Annotated in this window: 14 protein-coding genes and 2 pseudogenes; 8 read left to right on the top strand and 8 right to left on the bottom strand. The window is 72.7% G+C overall.

From position 1 onward, the window contains the following. Window positions 1–49: 49 nt before the first annotated feature. The 3 genes and pseudogenes from AB0I91_RS09285 to AB0I91_RS09275 all read right to left on the bottom strand — a co-directional run. Window positions 50–346 (bottom strand): annotated as a pseudogene (locus AB0I91_RS09285) (DivIVA domain-containing protein); the annotation flags it as partial. 28 nt (window positions 347–374) lie between these two features. Further along, on the bottom strand, window positions 375–1,052 hold the full coding sequence (locus AB0I91_RS09280) for a permease prefix domain 1-containing protein (protein ID WP_498774344.1): 678 nt from the start codon (window positions 1,050–1,052) through the stop codon (window positions 375–377). Continuing rightward, window positions 1,034–1,372: a PadR family transcriptional regulator gene (locus AB0I91_RS09275; RefSeq protein ID WP_499636269.1), complete on the bottom strand. Its 339-nt coding sequence runs from the start codon at window positions 1,370–1,372 to the stop codon at window positions 1,034–1,036. Before AB0I91_RS09275 ends, AB0I91_RS09280 begins: the two co-directional genes overlap by 19 nt. An 89-nt stretch (window positions 1,373–1,461) precedes the next feature. Between AB0I91_RS09275 and AB0I91_RS09270 the strand changes: the two genes are divergently transcribed. The 4 genes and pseudogenes from AB0I91_RS09270 to AB0I91_RS09255 form a co-directional block, all read left to right on the top strand. Next, a complete protein-coding gene (locus tag AB0I91_RS09270) occupies window positions 1,462–2,628 on the top strand; it encodes a cytochrome ubiquinol oxidase subunit I (RefSeq protein WP_498774340.1) in 1,167 nt (388 codons plus the stop codon). Window positions 2,629–2,638: 10 nt separating this feature from the next. Then, window positions 2,639–3,484, top strand: coding sequence for a cytochrome d ubiquinol oxidase subunit II (locus AB0I91_RS09265; protein ID WP_499636267.1), 846 nt, complete (start codon window positions 2,639–2,641; stop codon window positions 3,482–3,484). Beyond that, entirely contained in the window at window positions 3,471–5,096 is a 1,626-nt protein-coding gene (gene cydD, locus AB0I91_RS09260) for a thiol reductant ABC exporter subunit CydD (RefSeq protein WP_499636265.1), read from the top strand. The genes AB0I91_RS09265 and cydD overlap by 14 nt, the downstream gene beginning before the upstream one ends. Further along, window positions 5,093–6,280 (top strand): annotated as a pseudogene (locus tag AB0I91_RS09255) (ATP-binding cassette domain-containing protein); the annotation flags it as partial. The gene cydD and the pseudogene AB0I91_RS09255, both read left to right, overlap by 4 nt. Window positions 6,281–6,474: 194 nt before the next feature. Here AB0I91_RS09255 and AB0I91_RS09250 read toward each other — a convergent pair. After that, window positions 6,475–7,377 (bottom strand): glucosyl-3-phosphoglycerate synthase, encoded by a 903-nt coding sequence (locus tag AB0I91_RS09250; protein ID WP_499636263.1) that lies wholly within the window; start codon window positions 7,375–7,377, stop codon window positions 6,475–6,477. Continuing rightward, window positions 7,377–8,246 (bottom strand): dihydropteroate synthase, encoded by an 870-nt coding sequence (gene folP / locus AB0I91_RS09245; RefSeq protein WP_498774332.1) that lies wholly within the window; start codon window positions 8,244–8,246, stop codon window positions 7,377–7,379. Before folP ends, AB0I91_RS09250 begins: the two co-directional genes overlap by 1 nt. 116 nt (window positions 8,247–8,362) lie before the next feature. Between folP and AB0I91_RS09240 the strand changes: the two genes are divergently transcribed. From AB0I91_RS09240 to AB0I91_RS09230, 3 genes are all read left to right on the top strand, one after another. Beyond that, a complete protein-coding gene (locus AB0I91_RS09240; protein WP_499636261.1) occupies window positions 8,363–9,952 on the top strand; it encodes a CocE/NonD family hydrolase in 1,590 nt (529 codons plus the stop codon). Window positions 9,953–10,317: 365 nt separating this feature from the next. After that, the gene (locus tag AB0I91_RS09235; RefSeq protein WP_498774328.1) at window positions 10,318–10,689 is read left to right on the top strand and encodes a DUF3224 domain-containing protein; all 372 of its coding nucleotides are present in this window, start codon (window positions 10,318–10,320) and stop codon (window positions 10,687–10,689) included. After that, complete coding sequence (locus AB0I91_RS09230; RefSeq protein ID WP_499610236.1) at window positions 10,682–11,725, top strand: DNA glycosylase AlkZ-like family protein; 1,044 nt, start codon at window positions 10,682–10,684, stop codon at window positions 11,723–11,725. The genes AB0I91_RS09235 and AB0I91_RS09230 overlap by 8 nt, the downstream gene beginning before the upstream one ends. Window positions 11,726–11,749: 24 nt before the next feature. Here AB0I91_RS09230 and AB0I91_RS09225 read toward each other — a convergent pair whose 3' ends face one another. Next, window positions 11,750–12,514 (bottom strand): LOG family protein, encoded by a 765-nt coding sequence (locus tag AB0I91_RS09225; RefSeq protein ID WP_498774324.1) that lies wholly within the window; start codon window positions 12,512–12,514, stop codon window positions 11,750–11,752. 10 nt (window positions 12,515–12,524) lie between these two features. After that, window positions 12,525–13,598 (bottom strand): succinyl-diaminopimelate desuccinylase, encoded by a 1,074-nt coding sequence (gene dapE / locus AB0I91_RS09220; protein ID WP_498774322.1) that lies wholly within the window; start codon window positions 13,596–13,598, stop codon window positions 12,525–12,527. Between the two features lie 25 nt (window positions 13,599–13,623). Here dapE and dapD point away from each other — a divergent pair, with 25 nt between their 5' ends. Then, the gene (dapD, locus tag AB0I91_RS09215; RefSeq protein WP_499636259.1) at window positions 13,624–14,595 is read left to right on the top strand and encodes a 2,3,4,5-tetrahydropyridine-2,6-dicarboxylate N-succinyltransferase; all 972 of its coding nucleotides are present in this window, start codon (window positions 13,624–13,626) and stop codon (window positions 14,593–14,595) included. Window positions 14,596–14,674: 79 nt separating this feature from the next. Here the strand turns inward: dapD and AB0I91_RS09210 are convergent, their stop codons facing one another. Further along, the gene (locus AB0I91_RS09210) at window positions 14,675–17,236 is read right to left on the bottom strand and encodes a tetratricopeptide repeat protein (protein ID WP_498774318.1); all 2,562 of its coding nucleotides are present in this window, start codon (window positions 17,234–17,236) and stop codon (window positions 14,675–14,677) included. Between the last annotated feature and the right edge of the window lie 66 nt (window positions 17,237–17,302).

The following is a 17,302-nucleotide window of genomic DNA, read 5'->3' as shown; positions in this document are numbered from 1 at the left end:
CCTGGTCGGGGTCGGCCGCCACCTGGTCGGGGTCGGCCGCCGCCCGGTGGTCGACGCCCAGCTCGGCCTCCAGTTCCGCGACGCGGTCCCGCAGCCGTTCGACCTCGCCGGCCAGGCGGTCCAGCGCCCAGTCCACCTCGGTCATCTTGTAGCCGCGCAGGACCTGCTGGAACTTCAGGTCGCGCACGTCGTCCGGGGTCACGTCGTCGGACGGCAGGCGGGTCGGCGACGCACCCGGCGGCAGCGGCGCCAGTTCCTCGCCGCGCCCGAACACCAACGCGGCCAGCAGGAAGACCACGGCCGCGACGAGCGCCATGACGACGATGTAGATGAGCGCTGAGGTCACGTGACGATCGTGACACATGCCCCGCCGGTCAGACCGAGGAGAACACCACACAGCGCCGGGCGAGCACGGCCAGCCGCAGCGCGATCGCGAACGAGAACGCGGTCGCGGCGGCCACCGGGGGCGACATGAGCAGCCTCGTCGCGTCCAGGTAGGCGGTCGCGGCCAGGATCGCCACGTTGCCGAGCAGGGACACGCCGACCGCGACGACGGCCACCACGCCGGCGAGCCGGGCCAGGGTGAGGGTGCTGACCGTCGTGCGGGCCAGGCGCCGCCCGACGAGCAGCGCGAGCACCGCGACGCCCGCCACGAGCCACGCCGACGTGTCGTTGAACCGGGCGACGACGAGGTACCAGTCGGGCGGCGGGGCGTCGAAGTCGTTCCAGGCCCCGATCCAGAACCGGCGGTTGAGCTCCCACATCACGTACGCGAGGGGGATCACCAGCATCACCGAGCGCAGCGTGCGGGCGCCGTAGGCGAGGCCGAGCAGGCCCTGGTACTCGCGGGCGATGGCGGCGACCGGGCCGAACTCGGCGACGGCGCGGCGTTGCGCGTCCTCCTCCGCCAAGCCCTGGTCGCGGTGCGCGGCGGCGGCGTCGTGGAGGCTGTCCCTGGCCTCGGCGAGCAGGTCGTCCTTGACCGGGTCCGGTCCGCGCAGCCGCCGGTCCAGGGCGGTCACGTAGTCGTCGATCACGCCTGGGCCGGCCACGGCCCACCTCCCAGCACGCCCTCGATGGCGGTGGTGAACTCGCGCCACGCGGTGCGCTCGGCGGCCAGGGCACGCTGGCCCGCCTTGGTGAGCCGGTAGGTGCGGCGCTGCCGGCCGCCGACGGTGCTCCACTCGCTGGCCACCAGGCCGGCGGTCTCCAGCCGGCGCAGGGCCGGGTAGACGGTGCCGGTGGGCAGGTCGAGGGCGCCGCCGCTGCGCCGCTGCAGCGCCTCGATGATGGCGTAGCCGTGCAGCCGGCCGCCGTCGAGCGTGGCCAGCAGGAGCGCGTCCAGATGCCCCCGCAACGCGTCGGACTTCATGGGTAGGCACTCTACTGATCCAGGGCCGGGGTCGGAATCCGGGACATCCCCGATGTTGGGTTGTCTGCCTACATATACCGTCCCTACTCATGGATGCTCTCGGACTGGCCCGGCTCCAGTTCGCCACCACGACGTCGTTCCACTTCCTGTTCGTGCTGCTGACGCTCGGACTGGTGACGTCGGTGGCGGTGATGCAGACCCGGGCCACGCTCTCCGCCGACCCCGTGCACGCCCGGATGACGCGCTTCTGGGGTCGGCTCTACGTGGTGAACTACGCGCTCGGCATCGCGACCGGCATCGTCATGGAGTTCCAGTTCGGGCTGAACTGGTCGGGCCTGTCGACGGTCGCGGGCGACGTGTTCGGCGCGCCGCTGGCGCTGGAGACGCTGGTGGCGTTCTTCCTGGAGTCGACGTTCCTCGGCCTGTGGATCTTCGGCTGGGACCGGCTGAACAAGTGGGCGCACCTGGCGCTGATCTGGCTGGTCGCGCTGACCGCGTTCGCCTCGGCGTTCTGGATCATGATGGCGAACGCGTTCCTGCAGCACCCGGCGGGGCACGAGGCGCGGGACGGCGTGCTGCGGCTGGTCGACTTCTCGGCGCTGGTGGCCAACCCGACGTTCGGCACGGCGTTCCTGCACGTGTGCTTCGCGTCGTTGACCGTCGGCGGCGTGTTCCTGACCGGCGTGAGCGCCTACCACTTCCTGCGGCGCACGACGGAGGTCGACTTCTTCCGCCGGTCGCTGCGGCTGGGCGTGGTGCTCACGGCGCTCGCCACGCCGATGCTGATCGGGTTCGGGTTCGGGCAGTTCCCGATCGTGGAGCGCTACCAGCCGGACAAGCTCGACACGGTCGGCGCGCTGGACGGGGCCGGGCTCGGGTTCATGATCCAGATCGGGTTCGTGCTGCTGCTGGTGAGCTGGGCGACCGTGCCGCTGCTGGTCCGCGACTGGGTGGTGCGGCTGCGGTTCCCGCTGTACCTGATGGTGCTCGGCATCCCCCTGCCGTTCGTGGCGGCGATCGGCGGGTGGCTGTTCCGCGAGGTCGGGCGGCAGCCGTGGCTGATCCAGGGGGTGCTGACCACGCAGGACGCGATGTCGCACGTGAGCGCGGAGCAGATGCTCGTGTCGTTCATCGCGTTCACGTCCGTGTTCGCGGTGCTGGCGGTCGCCGACTGGGTGCTGATCGCCCGGCTGGCGCGCCGTGGACCCGTTTCCTCGGACGAGGCGCCGGTGTCGCCGCTCGTCCCGGCTCTGTGAGGGGTGTGTCGTGGAAGGTGTCTGGGTTGCCCTGCTGGCGTTCCTGACCTGCGGTTACTTCGCGTTGGCCGGGTTCGACTACGGGGTCGGGGTGTTGTTGCGGCTGGTCGGGCGGGACGAGCCGGCGCGACGGGCGGTGCTGCGCGCGGTGACGCCGTTCTTCCTCGGCAACGAGGTGTGGCTGGTCGCGGCGGTGGGCGTGCTGTTCGGCGCGTTCCCCCGGTTGGAGGGCGAGCTGCTGTCGTCGCAGCACACGGTGTTCGCGGTGCTGCTGGCCGGGCTGGTGTGCTTCACGGTGGCGGTGCAGTTGCGGTCACCCGGTTGGGACGTCCCGCTGGTGGGCGGCGCGCTGGTGGTCGCCGTGGGGTGGGGCGTGCTGCTGGGGCGGGTGCTCGGCGGGCCGGTGTGGTTGTGGGGCGCGGGGATGCTGGTGTTGTTCTCGTTGCACGGGGCGGTTTTCCTGGCTTGGCGGTTGTCGGGCGGGTTGCGGGCGCGGGCGGTGCGGATCGCGGGGTTCCTGGTGCTGCCGGGTGCGGGTTTCGCGGTGGCGGCGGTGGTCACGGCCGGGTCGGTGCCCGTGCCCGCGTTCGGGGTGGCGGCGGTGGTCGCGCTGGGGTTGTTGGGCGGGGTGTGGGCGGCGTTGCGGGCGGGGCGGTACCGGGTGGCTTTCGGGTGCGGCGCGGTGCTGTGCGCGGTGCCCGTGGTGGGGGTGTTCGGGGCGCGGTCGGTGGTGACGGTGTCGGTGATGGCGGAGGTGTCGACGTTGCGGGTGCTGACCTGGGCGGCGGTCGTGGTGGTGCCGTTGGTGCTCGGGTTCCAGTGGGCGACTTGGCGGATGTCCCGTGCGGCACGTTGACCGGGGGTACGTCGTCGTCTTGGTGGTGCTGGCGGTGCTGACGGCGGCGGTGGTGTTGGCGCAGGCCGAGGTGGTGGCGGCGGTGGTGGCGGGTGGGTTGTCGGCGTGGTGGGTGATGGCGGTGGTCCTGGTGCGCGGGGGTTTGGTGTGGGGCGGGCGGGTGGTGACGCAGCGCTGCGCGAGTTCGATGAAGGGTGCGTTGCGGAAGCGGGTGTTGCGTGAGTTTTCGGGGTCTTGCATTTCTTCCGGGGCGGAGGGGTCGTTCGGGGCGGAGGGGGCGTCCGGGGCGGAGGGGGCGTCCGGGGCTTCGAAGGCGTCCGGGGCGGAGGGGTCGTCCGGGGCGGTCACCACGCTGGTGGTGAAGGGGGTGGACGCGGTCGAGCCGTACTTCGCCGGGTACCTGCCGCAGGTGGTGGCGGCGGCGGTGGTGCCGGTCGCGGTGGTGGTGCGGTTGGCGTTCGCGGACCTGACGTCGGCGGTGGTGGTGCTGGTGACGTTGCCGCTGGTGCCGGTGTTCGCCGCGCTGGTCGGCCTGCACACCCGTGATCGGACGCGCGCGCAGTGGGCCGGGTTGGCGGTGGTGGGCGGGCACTTCCTGGACGTGGTGCGCGGGCTGGGGACGTTGAAGGTGTTCGGGCGGGCGACGGCGCAGGCGGCGACCGTGCGGGCGATGGCGGGCGCGCACGCGGCGGCGACGATGCGGACGCTGCGGGTGGCGTTCCTGTCGGCGTTGGTGCTGGAGCTGGTGGCGACGTTGTCGGTGGCGCTGGTGGCGGTGCCGGTGGGGTTGCGCCTGCTGCACGGCGGGGTGACGTTGCAGGTGGCGCTGCTGGTGCTGCTGCTGGCGCCGGAGGCCTACCTGCCGCTGCGGGCGGCGGGTTCGCAGTTCCACGCCTCCGCCGAGGGCCAGGCGGTGCTGGAGGCCGTGCCGCGGGCCACGCCGCAGGCCTCCGCAGGTGCGCAAGCCACGTCGCGGGCGAGCACCGTGGTGGTCGGTGGGATGCGTGCGCCCGATCTTCGGACGGCCGAGATCGTGGTCGAGCGGGTCGTGGTCCGGTACCCGGGCAGGGAGGCGTTGGGCGAGGTGTCGTTGCGGATCGCGGCCGGTGAGCGGGTCGGGCTGGTGGGGCCCAGCGGGGTCGGGAAGAGCACGTTGCTGGCCGTGCTGATGGGGTTCGTGACGCCCGCGTCGGGACGGGTGCTGGTCGGCGGGGTGGACCTGCGGGAGATCGACCGCGAGTCGTGGTTGCGGCAGGTGGCGTGGGTGCCGCAGCGGCCGACGCTGTTCCCCGGCACGGTCGGCGAGAACATCGCGCTGGGGTCGTCGGGAGACGTGCGGACCGCGGCGGCCGAGATGGGGTTGGCGCACCTGGTCGACGCCGAGCACCCGTTGTCCTCCGGTGAGCGGCAGCGGGTGGCGTTGGCGCGGGCGCTGGTGCGGGACGACGCGCGGATGCTGCTGCTGGACGAGCCGACGTCCCGGTTGGACGGCGGGACGGAGGACGCGGTGCTGCGGGCGACGCGGCGGCTCGCGGCCGGGCGGACGGCGGTCGTCGTGGCGCACCGGCCCGTGATGCTCGGCGAGGTGGACCGGGTGGTGGCGTTCGGATGAGGCGACTGGCGCTCGCGGTGGTCGCCGGCGTGGCCGCCGAACTGGCCGGGATCGGGCTGATGACCACCGCCGTGTGGCTCGTGGTGCGCGCGGCCGGGCAGCCGCCGCTGTCGGCGTTGACGGTGGCGATCGTGGCGGTGCGGGCGCTGGCCCTGGCGCGCGGCGGCCTGCGGTACGCCGAGCGGCTGGCCGGGCACTCGGCCGTGCTGCGGCACCTGGCGGAGGTGCGCGGCCGGGTGTACGACGCGCTGCTGCGCCGTCCGCTCGCCGACGGCGACGCGCTCACCCGACTGGTGTCCGATGTGGACGGTGTGCAGGACGCGCTGCTGCGGTGCGCGTTGCCCGCCGCGGTGGCGGTCGTGGTGGGTGCGGTGGCGTTGGTCGCGACGGGCTTCGCGTGGCCGTTGGCGATCGGGTTGGTGGTGACGGTATTCCTCGTGCCGTGGGCCGCGTACGGGCTCGCGGTGCGGCACCTGAGGGCGCTGGCGCCGTTGCGGTCGGAGTTGGCGGAGCGGACCGTCGTGCTGCTGGACGGCGCTGCGGAGCTGACGGCGTTCGGCGCCCTGGACCGCGAGCTGGACGCGACCGGCCGGGTGGTCGACGCGGTGGCCGAACGGGAGCGGCGGGGCGGGTTCGGCGCGGCGGCGTTGGCGGCGGTGGCCGTGGTCGTGCAGTTCGGGGTGGCGGTGGCGTTCCTGCGGTCCGGCGCGCCGGCGCACGTCGTGCTCGGCTCGGTCGCGGTGCTGGAGGTGGCGGTGCCGCTGGCGGCGGCGGCCCAGCGGTGGGCCGAGGTGCGCGGGTCGGTCGGGCGGGTGCGGGAGGCGGTGCGGGCGGTGCCGGCGCCCGTGCCGGACGTGGCGTTGCCCGTGGGCCGGGTCGGGGTGGTGGGCGCCAGCGGGGCCGGGAAGAGCACGTTCCTGCGGGCGTTGGCCGCCGCGCACCCCGGCGTCGCCAAGGGCGTGCTGGACGACGCGCACGTCTTCCACGCCACCGTGGAGGCGAACGTGCGGCTCGCCCGGCCCGAGGCGTCGCGGGAGGAGCTGGAGCGGGTCGCCCGGGTGGTGGACCTGGACGTCCCGTGGGACACCGTCGTGGGTGAGGACGGGGACGCGTTGTCCGGCGGTCAGCGGCAACGCCTGCTGCTGGCGCGGGCGTTGTTGGCCGACCCGGACGTGCTGCTGCTGGACGAACCGGTCGAGGGCCTGGCCGTCGACCACGGTGACGCCGTGCTGCGTCGGGTGCTCGATCGTGTCGGCGCCGTCGTGCTGGTCACGCACCGGCTGGCGCCGTTGGTCGACTTCGACCGGATCGTGGTGCTCGAGGGCGGTCGGGTGGTGCAGGAGGGTTCGCACGAGGAGTTGGTCGCCGTTGACGGGTACTACCGCGACCGCTGGAGCACCGAGCGCATGGCGGGCCGGTCCTCGGCGGGCACGTCCACCGGCGACGGCAGCCACTCGCCGTCGAACGGCACGAACTGCGTCAGCGTCGACGACGCCACCGGCACGCCGCAGCGGCGCAGCGCGGTGACCGCGATCTGAGCCGCCATCGGCCCGAGCTGGCGCAGGTCGCGGTTGCGGTGCTTGCGCACGCCCAGGTTGACCTGCGCGATCCCGTCCAGGCCGTACCGGGTGTGCGCGTCGAGCAGCAGGCCGATCTCGACGCCGTAGCCGGGCGCGAACGGCACCGACTCGAGGAAGTTTCGAGTGCCCGCGTACTCGCCGCCCAGCGGCTGCACGACACCCGCCAGCTCGGGCCGCAGGGCGTTGAGCAGCGGCCGTGCCGCCAGTTCGGTGACCCGGCCGCCGCCGGTGCTCTCCAGCCGCAGCGGCCGGCGGTAGAAGCCCTTCACCAGGTGCACGTCGTCGCGGGTGAGCAGCGGGCCGAGCAGGGCGGGCACGAACTCCGGGTCGGGGTCGACCAGGTCGGAGTCGAGGAACACGACCAGGTCGCCGGTGGTGGCGGCCAACGAGCGCCAGAGGACCTCGCCCTTGCCGGGGCGCGGTTCCAGGTCGGGCAGCACGTCGGTCCGGTGCACGACCCGCGCGCCGGCGGCGGCCGCGACTTCGGCGGTGTTGTCGGTGGAGCCGGAGTCGATGACGACGAGCTCGTCCACGAGGCCGCCGAGCAGCGGGCGCACGACGGCCACCACGTCACCGACCGTGCCCTCCTCGTCGAGCGCGGGCAGGACCACGCTGACCGTGCGAGTGCCCTTGTGCGCCAGGAGTTCTTGAACAGTCCACTGTGGATGCTGCCAGGTGTTCGCCGCGAACCAGTCCGCCATCAGGCCAGCGCCCTCAGCACGCGCGCCGGCGGACGCGTGCCCGCGATGCTCGCCACCATCTCGACCACGCGCCTGGTCTGGCGCACCTGGTGCGCCCGGAACACCTTCGCGCCCGCCCACGCGGCCACGGAGGTGGCGGCCAGCGTGCCGTCGACCCGGTCGTCGACGTCGGCGCCCAGGGTCTCGCCGACGAAGTCCTTGTTCGACAACGCCATCAGCACCGGCCAGCCGGTGGCCACGAGCTCGTCCAGCCGGCGGAGCAGTTCCAGGCCGTGCCAGGTGTTCTTGCCGAAGTCGTGGGTCGGGTCGATCAGCACGCCCTCGGCGGGCACGCCCAGCGCCACCATCCGCTCGGCCCGCTCGACCAGTTCCGCCACCACGGACGCGACCACGTCGGCGTAGCGGACGCGGTGCGGGTCGGTGCGCGGCGGGAGGCCGCCGGTGTGGGAGCAGACGATGCCGACGCCGAACTCGGCCGCCACGTCGGCCAGCGCCGGGTCCGCGCCCGCCCACGTGTCGTTGATCAGGTCCGCGCCCACCTCGCACACCGCGCGGCCCACCTCGTGCCGCCACGTGTCGACGCTGATGACCAGGTCCGGGTGCCGTTCGCGGACCGCGGCGACGAACGGCACGACGCGGCGCGCCTCCTCGGCGGCGTCGACCACCTCGCCCTTGGAGCCCGCCTTGACCCCGCCGATGTCGACGATGTCCGCGCCCTCGGCGACGACCCGGTCCACCGCGGCCATCGCGGCGTCGTCGGAGAACGTGGCGCCGCGGTCGTAGAACGAGTCGCGCGTCCGGTTGACGATCGCCATCACCAGGGCGCGATCTCCGGGGACTTCTCGTGAGCCGAACCGCATGAGCGGCATCGTGCCATGTCGGGTGGTGGCGTGATCCGTGTCACAGTGTACTGCTACTGGTGAGTAGGGTTCGTGTTTACTCGCCGGTAGCGTGGTGCGTGATCCCGGTCACGGTCACGGTCCTGATGCGGGTGCCGGTTTTGGTTCCGGTGCGGGTGCGGGTGCGGGTGTGGTCAGTCAAGGGCAAGGTCAAGGAGGACCTCGTGCGCCGATCATTTTCCCTGGTGTTCGCCGCTGTGGTGGCGCTCGTGGTGGCGCCGCCGGTCCGGGCGGTGGAGCCCGGGTTCGCGGTCGCGTACGAGACCGTTCCCGGTGAGGGTGGCACGCCGTTGAAGGCGTTCGTCGTCACGCCGACCGGGCGGGGCAGCGGGCCGTTCCCGTTGATCGTGCTGCCGTCGAGTTGGGGCGTGAACAACATCGAGTACGTCGGGGCGGCGGCGAAGCTGGCGTACGAGTCCGGGTACTCGGTGATCAGCTACACGTCGCGCGGCTTCCACGACTCGGCGGGTGAGATCGACGTGGCCGGGCCGGACACGGTGGCCGACGTCAGCCGGGTGATCGACTGGGGCTTGGCGCACGCGGGCGGTGACCCGGCGCGGATCGGCGTCGGGGGGATCTCGTACGGGGCGGGCCAGTCGTTGTTGGCCGCGGCGCGCGACCCCCGGATCAAGGCGGTGGCGGCGCTGAGCACGTGGACCGACCTCGGGCGCTCGCTGTACCCGAACGAGACGGTCAGCGCGCAGGCGGTGGAGTTGCTGCTGGCGGCCGGGAAGCTGACCGGACGGCCGGGGCCGGTGCTGCGCGAGGCCGAAGCCGCTTATCGGGACGACCGGTTCGCCGACGTGCTGCCGATCTCGCCGCCGCGGTCACCCGCTTCGCACGTGTCGTCGATCAAGGCGGCGGTGATGATCGGCAACGCGTGGAACGACGGGCTGTTCCCGCCGAGCCAGATCACGGACTTCTTCGGCGCGTTGACCGGCCCGAAGCGGTTGATGCTGTCGCCGGGTGACCACGCGACGGCGGAGCTGTTCGGGGCGGCCGGGTTGCCGAACGAGATCTGGACGTCGGTGGGGCGTTGGTTCGACCACCACTTGAAAGGTGCGGCGAACGGGGTCGAGCGGGAGCTGCCCGTGCACGTGAAGCCGAACAACGGTGGTGGTTGGCGATCGTTCGCGTCGTGGGCGGCGGTGACGGCTCGGACGGACGTGGTGGCGTTGGCGGCGGATCGGTTCGGAGCTGGTGATCGGATCGCGGCTGGGTGGCCGACGCTCGCGGAGAGCGGGGTGGTGCTGGTGTCGGGGGCGTTGCAGGGGTTCTTGCGGGTGCCGGTCGGGGTGGCCACGCCGTTGATCGACCGGGGTGCGGCGGCGGTGTGGCGGGGGCCGGTGGAGTGGCGCGGGACGACGGTCAGCGGGACGCCTCGGGTGCGCTTGACGGTGACGCCCAGTGCGGCTCGGACGACGTTGTACGCGTACCTGTACGAGGTGAACGCGCTGGGGTTGGGTGCGTTGGTCACGCACAAGCCGGTGACGGTGGCGGGGAGCGGGACGCGGGTGGTGGACGTGGAGTTGGAGCCGGTGGTGTGGGACGTGGCGGCCGGGAACCGGTTGGTGCTGGTCGTGGACACCGTGGATGCCCGGTACGAGGGGTATAGCGTGCTGGGGTCGTCGGTGACGTTCGGGGCGGAGTCGTGGTTGACGGTGCCGCGAGGGTGAGTGTTCGCGGGCGGGTGAGGTCCGAAGGGTTGAGGGCCGAAAAGCTGAAAGCTAAAGAGTCCTCGCCGGACGGGCAGATCAGCAGGATGACGGCCGGTGGGTGGGGATGTGCCGGGTCCGTTGTTGGTCGGGTTTCGTGTCATCCCACCGACCTCCTACGGGCTACCACACGTATCAAGGGGGGCGACATCAGTGGACGGTGCGGGCATCGGTGAACAGCGCCCCCCTTGACACGCGCGGTAGGGCGGAGCCAGGTCGGCGGGATGACACGAAGCCCTTCCTTTGGGGAAGGGTGTGGGCAACGCGCGTCAGTGGACGGGGGTAGCTGACAGCGGGTGACAGGATTTCCTGCGAGGATCACCCGCATGGAAGCGAAGGCGACGTTCAAGATCACCCGATGGGACCAGACCGTCTACGACGAGGCGGAGCCGCAGCTGGGCCGGGCGCTCGTGGACAAGGCGTACAGCGGCGCGATGGAGGGCACCAGCACCGCCGAGTTGACGATGTGCCAGCCGTCGGACGGCGCCGCCGGGTACGTGGGCACCGAGAGGTTCACCGGGACGGTTGAGGGGAAGGCTGGGACGTTCGTGCTCCAGCACGGCGCGATCATGTCGCCGGACGGGGCGCAGTTCTGGGGGCACATCGTGCCCGGGTCGGGGACCGGTGAGCTCGCCGGCATCTCCGGGACGGCCCGGTTGGAGCACGAGCTCATCATCCTGGACGCCGACCTTGGCTGACCGCGAACGGGTGATCGCGTACCGGGTCGCGGCGCACCAGTTCGACCGGTCCGTCACCGACGCGTCCCGGTTGCGGGTGTTCGACCTCGGGCTCCAGGACTCCGAGCGGTCGGCGGTGGTGGGGTTGGCGGCGCGGTTGGCGACGGTGCCGGAGTTGGACGCGTTCACCCTCACGTGGAGCGTGCGGGGTGCGCCGCACTGGCACCGGACCGACGAGGTGGCGGCGTTGGCGGCTCGGTTGTGGCCGTTGAGCGACGCCGACGCGGTGACCCGGATGAACCGGCCGCCGGTGGCGGACGGGCTGGAGGTGCTGCACGAGGTCGCGGCGGCGTTGCGCGAGGTGGTGAGCGGGCCGATGACGAAGGGTGAGGCGTCGTCCCGGCTCACCGCGAAGGTGCGGCCGGAGGTCACCGCCTGGTGCCGGGGGTGCGACGCCACGCACGTGCTGGACCCGGTCTTTCGCCTCGCCGTGCTGCCCGCCGGCCTGCGGTTCGACCCGGCGGAGAGGACGGTGACGTTCGTGCCGCTGGAGGGCCGCCGCGAGGTGCCCCGGGCGAACGAGGGCTTCGAGGCGCTGATCGCGGACTACCTGCGGCTGCACGGTCCCGCCGGGCCGTCCGAGGTGGCGCACTACTTCGGCGCGCCGGTGCGCGAGGTGAAGGACGTGTGGCCGGACGACCTGGTGGCGGTGTCCAAGCGGGCGTGGTTGCCGGCCGATCGGATGGCGGCCTTCGAGAACCCGCCGGAGCCCGAGGTGGTGCGGTTGCTGCCGCCGTTGGACCCCTACCTGAACGCGCGCGACCGCGACCTGCTCGTGCCGGACAAGGCGCACCAGAAGCAGGTGTGGCGCATCCTGGGCCGCCGTGGCGCGCTGCTCGTGGACGGCGAGATCCTGGGCACCTGGCAGGCCAGGGCGACGGGCGCGCGGCTGGACGTCAAGGTGTCGCCGTTCGTGCCGCTGGACGTGGGGATGTTCGCGGAGGAGGCGACGCGGTTGGCCGCCGCACGAGGCCTGGAGGAGGCGCGCGTCAGCTGACGGGACGCGCGCGACCCCACCAGGTCAGTGCGCGTCCGCCCACGCCTTGTGCGCGTCGTTCACCACGCGCACCGCGTCGTCGATGTCGTCGGTCAGGTACAGCAGGTCGAGGTCCTTCTCGCCGACCTTGCCACTGGCCAGCACGGAGTCGCGGACCCAGTCGTAGAGGCCCTGCCAGTAGGCCTTGCCGAACAGGACCACCGGGAACTTGGTGACCTTCTTCGTCTGCACGAGCGTCAACGCCTCGAACAGCTCGTCGAGCGTGCCGAACCCGCCCGGCAGGCAGATGAACGCCTGCGAGTACTTGATGAACATGGTCTTGCGCACGAAGAAGTAGCGGAAGTTCACGCCGAGGTCGACCCACGGGTTCAGGCCCTGCTCGAACGGCAGCTCGATGCCGAGGCCGATGGAGAACCCGCCCGCCTCCGAGCAGCCCCGGTTGACCGCCTCCATCGCGCCCGGCCCGCCGCCGGTGATCACCGCGAACCCGGCCTCGGCCAGCGCGCCGCCCAGCTTGCGGCCCGTCTCGTACTCGGGGTGGTCGCGGCCGGTGCGGGCGGAGCCGAACACGGTCACCGCGCTGGGCACCTCGGCCAGCGCGCCGAAGCCCTCGACGAACTCCGCCTGGATGCGCAGCACGCGCCACGGGTCGGTGTGCACCCAGTCGCTCGGGCCGCGCGAGTCCAGCAGCCGTTGGTCCGTGGTGGTCAGCTCGTCGCGGCGTTCGCGCCGCAGGACGACCGGTCCGCGCTGCTTCTCCTTGGGGTGCTCGTCCACGCTGTCCGTCATTGGCCGGAGTCTAGCCGCGCGCCGGGCCGAGGAAGCGGCGCAGCACGTCGGCGCACTGCCGGATCTGGTGCACCGGGACGTTCTCCTGCTGCGTGTGCGCGAGCGTCGGGTCGCCCGGCCCGAAGTTCACCGCCGGCATGCCGAGGGCGGCGAAGCGGGCCACGTCGGTCCAGCCGAGCTTGGCGACGGGGGTGCCGCCGGCGGCGTCGACCAGCTCCTTCGTGGTCGGCGCGTTCAGGCCGGGCAGCGCGCCCGGCGAGCTGTCGGTGACCGTGAGGTCGTAGCCCTCGAACACCTCGCGCAGGTGCTGTTCGGCCTGCTCGGGGGTGCGGTCGGGGGCGAAGCGGTGGTTGACCGTGAGCACGGCCTCGTCCGGCACGACGTTGCCCGCGACGCCGCCGCTGATCTTCACGGCCTGCAGGCCCTCGCGGTACAGGCAGCCGTCGATCTCGACCTGGCGCGGCTCGTACGCGGCCAGGCGGTTCAGGGCGTCGCCGATGGCGTGGATGGCGTTCACGCCCATCCAGCCGCGCGCGGTGTGGGCGCGGACGCCCTTCGTGCGGAGCTCGACGCGGATCGTGCCCTGGCAGCCGGCCTCGATCACGCCGTTGGACGGCTCGCACACGATCGCGAGGTCGCCGTGCAGCCACTCGGGCAGCTCGCGCTCGATGCGGCCGAGGCCGTTGCGGACGGCCTCGATCTCCTCGCAGTCGTAGAAGATGAAGGTGAGGTCGTGGCGGGGGTCGGCGACCGTGGCGGCGAGGTGCAGCATGACCGCGTCGCCGCCCTTCATGTCGACGGTGCCGCAGCCGTGCAGGATGCCGTTCTCCAGGCGGGACGGCAGGTTGTCGTTGATCGGCACGGTGTCGAGGTGGCCGGCGAGCACGACGCGGGACGGGCGGCCGAGGTTCGTGCGGGCCAGCACGGCGTTGCCGGACCTGGTGACTTCGAGGGCGGTCTGGTCCTTGAGGGACCGTTCGACGAGGTCGGCGATCCGCGCTTCGTCCTCGGAGACGCTGGGCGTGTCGACCAGCGCGGCGGTCAGCTCGACGGGATCGGCGGCGAGGTGCAAGGTGTCGGCCACGCGGCGCACGTTACCGTTGACACCCGTGAGCACCGCAAACCCCACCGGCGCGTACGGCGTCGGACTCGCCACCGTCACCCCTACCGGCGCTGTGCTGGACACGTGGTTCCCGTCGCCGTCCCTCGGGGACGCGGAGCCCGGTGTGGCGCTGCTGTCGTCCGCGGAGGTCTCGGCCGCGCTCGGTGAGGCCGCCGCCAAGCAGCTCGGCGCGGACGCCGAGCGCGACGTCGAGGTCGTCGGCGTCCGGGTCGGCATCGGCTCGCTGGCCGACGCGCCCACCTCGACCTACGACGTGTGGCTCCGGCTGCACCTGCTGTCGTCGCGGCTCGTGCGGCCGCACGGCGCGAACCTGGACGGGCTGTTCGGGCTGCTCAACAACGTGGTGTGGACGAACTTCGGCCCGTGCGCGGCGGAGGGGTTCGAGCAGACCCGGCTGCGGCTGCGGGCGCGTGGTCCGGTGACCGTGTACGGGGTCGACAAGTTCCCCCGGATGGTGGACTACGTCGTGCCGTCCGGGGTGCGGATCGCGGACGCGGACCGCGTGCGCATGGGCGCGCACCTGGCGTCGGGCACGACCGTGATGCACGAGGGCTTCGTGAACTTCAACGCCGGCACGCTCGGCACGTCCATGGTGGAGGGCCGCATCTCGGCCGGTGTGGTCGTCGGTGACGGCTCGGACGTGGGCGGCGGCGCGTCGATCATGGGCACGTTGTCCGGTGGCGGCAAGCAGGTCATCTCGGTCGGGGAACGGTGCCTGATCGGCGCGAACGGCGGCGTGGGCATCTCGTTGGGCGACGACTGCGTGGTGGAGGCCGGCCTCTACATCACGGCGGGCACGAAGGTCACCGGCGCGGACGGCGCGGTCGTCAAGGCCGGTGAGCTGTCGGGCATGTCGAACCTGCTGTTCCTCCGCGACTCGACCACCGGCGTCGTCAAGGTCCTGCCCCGCAAGGGCACGGGCATCGAGCTGAACGCCGCCCTGCACGCCAACGACTGACCCCGCGCGTCGGACCCCCGAGTTCGCGTTCAGGCGACCTGAGCGTCGAACTCGGGGGTCCTGAGCGTTCGACACGCGGTCAGTCGTCGGTGTGGAAGGCGACGAGTTTGACGTCCGAGAGGCGGACGTCCATGGTCTCGGTCACCTTCCGCAGCACGCGGCCCAGCAGCGGTGACGACCACAGCAGCCGTTGGACCCGCAGGCCGAGAGGCGTGAACTGCCAGCCGACAATCCTGGCGATCAACGGCGCCGACTGCTCGTCGATCAGGGGAACGACCCGCGCGATCGACGTCGACCCGCGCGCCACCCGCTCCAACCACGTGCGGGCCTCCTCGTAGCCGCGCCGGGCCAGGACCAGCACGGCCACGTGGTCGGCGCAGTGGTGGTGCCCCTGCTTGAACGCGCGCCTGAAGTGCTTCTCGGCCTCATCCAAGCGGCCGGTGACCTCGTAGAGGCGGGCGAGGTCGTGCGTCGACCGCAGGTCGTCGCCCCCCGCCAGCTCGACCAGCCACCGCTCCGCCTCGGCCCAGTCACGGCGGCGCACCGCTTCGCGCGCGAGCACCCGCTTGGCCTTGCGCGACCCGGCCGCCGCCTCGCCCTGGAGGATGTCCCAGGCCTCCCCCGCCTCGCCCGGCCGCTTGAGCAGGAGCATCGCCAGGTCCACCCGGGCGGCTTCGACGCCCCGCGCGACGGCCAGCCGGTACCACTCCAGCGCCTTCGCAGTGCTGCCCGTGCCGGCGTGGATCCGCCCGATGAACATCGCGTGCCGCTGGTAGGCCTCGTCGTCCGACGGCAGGTCGCGCAGCAGGGCGCGGGACGCGCGCCGGCGTCCCTCGTGCATCAGGATCTCGGCGAACGCCAACCTGCTGAACGGGTCGCCGTCACGCGCCGCTTCCTCGATCCGGGTCCGGGCGGTCGGCGACGCGCCCAGCTCGGCTTCGATGCCCACCAGGTGCCGCAGGCAGTCGCGGTTGCCCTGGTCGGCCGCGCGCGCCAACCAAAGCCGGGCCCGGGGCATGTCGTTCCGGCGCATCGCGTGGTGCCCCATCATGGACGCGACGTCCCGGTCGCCGAGCTTGAAGGCCTTCTCCGCGAGCCGGTCGGCCTTCCGCCAGTGCTTCGCCCGCAGCTCCCACACGGCCTCCCGGTGGTAGGCGAACGGGAAGTCGAGCGCCTGGCTCTCGCGCAGCAGCCGCAGGGCCTCCGCCCGGTCACCGCCGCGGCGCTCGTGGATCGCCAGGTTGTACAGGGCGTTGCCGGCGAGCGTCGGGTCGGGGCTGGTCGCCAGCCGGCGGCACAGCGGCACGAGGACGTCCACCCGCTCGTAGGCGATGGCGGCCCGCAGGACGTCGACCCGCTCGGCTTCCCCGGTCACAGCCCCCGCGAACTCCCACGCCTCGTCGCGGACGTCCTGGCGGCGGGCGTCCACCTCGTCGACCAGGTAGTCGAAGACCCGCAGACCCGTGTCCGCCGACCGCACCAGCGCGCTGGTGCCGTAGACCGCCTCGCACGCCCAGCGCAGCGCCTCGTGCAGGTCGTCGTCGGACCACTCGGGCTCGGTGGCGGGCCGGATCGCCCGGGCCACCGCGAACACGTCGGCGGTCGTGGGGACGCGGAGCCCGCAGCGCATCAGGTCGACCGCAGCCAGCACCAGGTGGTGCCCGCAAGGGTTGGCGGAGGCAGCGTCGTCGAAGCGGTCGACCAAGTCACGCGCCGCGGACAGGTACTCCGCCAGTCCCCGGTCCGCCAGCGCGGACGGTGGGACGTGGGGCAGCACCGCGGCCATCCGGTCGAGTTCGCCCTCGGTGAGCACCCGCTCCAGCGACCGGGACTCGGCCTGCCGGATGACCCGCCACTCCGGGCCGTCCTGCCCGTTGACCGGCGCGTAGACCCTCTTGGCGTTGTTGCGCATGGTGGCCACGACGCGGCAGGTGCCGGCGGTCAGGGCGGTGATGGTCTGCAACGAGACGCCACCGGCGCCCAGGTAGCGGTCCAGGTCGTCCAGCCACACCACGCAGTCGCCGAAGTCGACCCCCAAGGAGATCAGCTCGTCCAGCGAGCCCGGGGTGCGCGGCACGACCAGCGCCCGATCGGGGTGCGCGGCCCGGACCGCCTCGAACGCCGTCCGCGTCTTGCCCGCCTTCGACTCCCCGAGCAGCAGCGTGAAAGCGGACTCCTTCAGCAGCGCGACCAGCTTCTCATCCAGGTCACGCGGCACGTAAGCGGCCGCGCCACCGGCACCGGGCAGGTCGAGCGACCTGGTCACGCCCACCGCGGCGTGGTCGGTCACCTCGCGCACCGTCGGGCAGCGGCCGTCCACGAACAGGTGGATGTGCTCGCGCAAGCTCGTCCACTCGGCGCTCTCCCGCGCCCGCCGCTCGCGCCGCTCTTTGCGGGTCTCCCGCACCTGCACGCAGACGAACGTGAGCAGCGCGACGACCATGGCGCACGTGGCCGCGGCGGCGCTGACCTGGGGAGCCGACCCCGTCCACCCGTTGCCGAGGTCGGCCGGCGGCGCCTGCGTGAGCACGACGGCGGCGCCCGCCACGAACACCGCGGCGGCGGACCAGCGCCAGACGTGCTTGCCCGACCGCTCGTCACGGCGTAATCGGAGGCCCTGCTCCGTCGTTCTGCGTGCCACGCCCGTCCCGCCGTTCCGGTGACCCGCGGCACCGTTGTGCCGAGCGCCATCGACCTCACCATCGGG

The organism is Actinosynnema sp. NPDC049800, from assembly GCF_040656635.1.
Lineage (GTDB): Bacteria > Actinomycetota > Actinomycetes > Mycobacteriales > Pseudonocardiaceae > Actinosynnema.
Note: the sequence above shows the minus strand (reverse complement) of the source record. Positions and strands in the feature narration are given on the sequence as shown.

Bases quoted from the DNA above. Each gene is read 5' to 3' on its own strand.
- AB0I91_RS09250 (WP_499636263.1), bottom strand. From the start codon at position 7,377: ATGGCGGACTGGTTCGCGGCGAACACCTGGCAGCATCCACAGTGGACT.
- AB0I91_RS09240 (WP_499636261.1), top strand. From the start codon at position 8,363: ATGCGGGTGCCGGTTTTGGTTCCGGTGCGGGTGCGGGTGCGGGTGTGG.
- AB0I91_RS09275 (WP_499636269.1), bottom strand. From the start codon at position 1,372: ATGAAGTCCGACGCGTTGCGGGGGCATCTGGACGCGCTCCTGCTGGCC.
- AB0I91_RS09270 (WP_498774340.1), top strand. From the start codon at position 1,462: ATGGATGCTCTCGGACTGGCCCGGCTCCAGTTCGCCACCACGACGTCG.
- folP (WP_498774332.1), bottom strand. From the start codon at position 8,246: ATGCCGCTCATGCGGTTCGGCTCACGAGAAGTCCCCGGAGATCGCGCC.
- AB0I91_RS09225 (WP_498774324.1), bottom strand. From the start codon at position 12,514: ATGACGGACAGCGTGGACGAGCACCCCAAGGAGAAGCAGCGCGGACCG.
- AB0I91_RS09235 (WP_498774328.1), top strand. From the start codon at position 10,318: ATGGAAGCGAAGGCGACGTTCAAGATCACCCGATGGGACCAGACCGTC.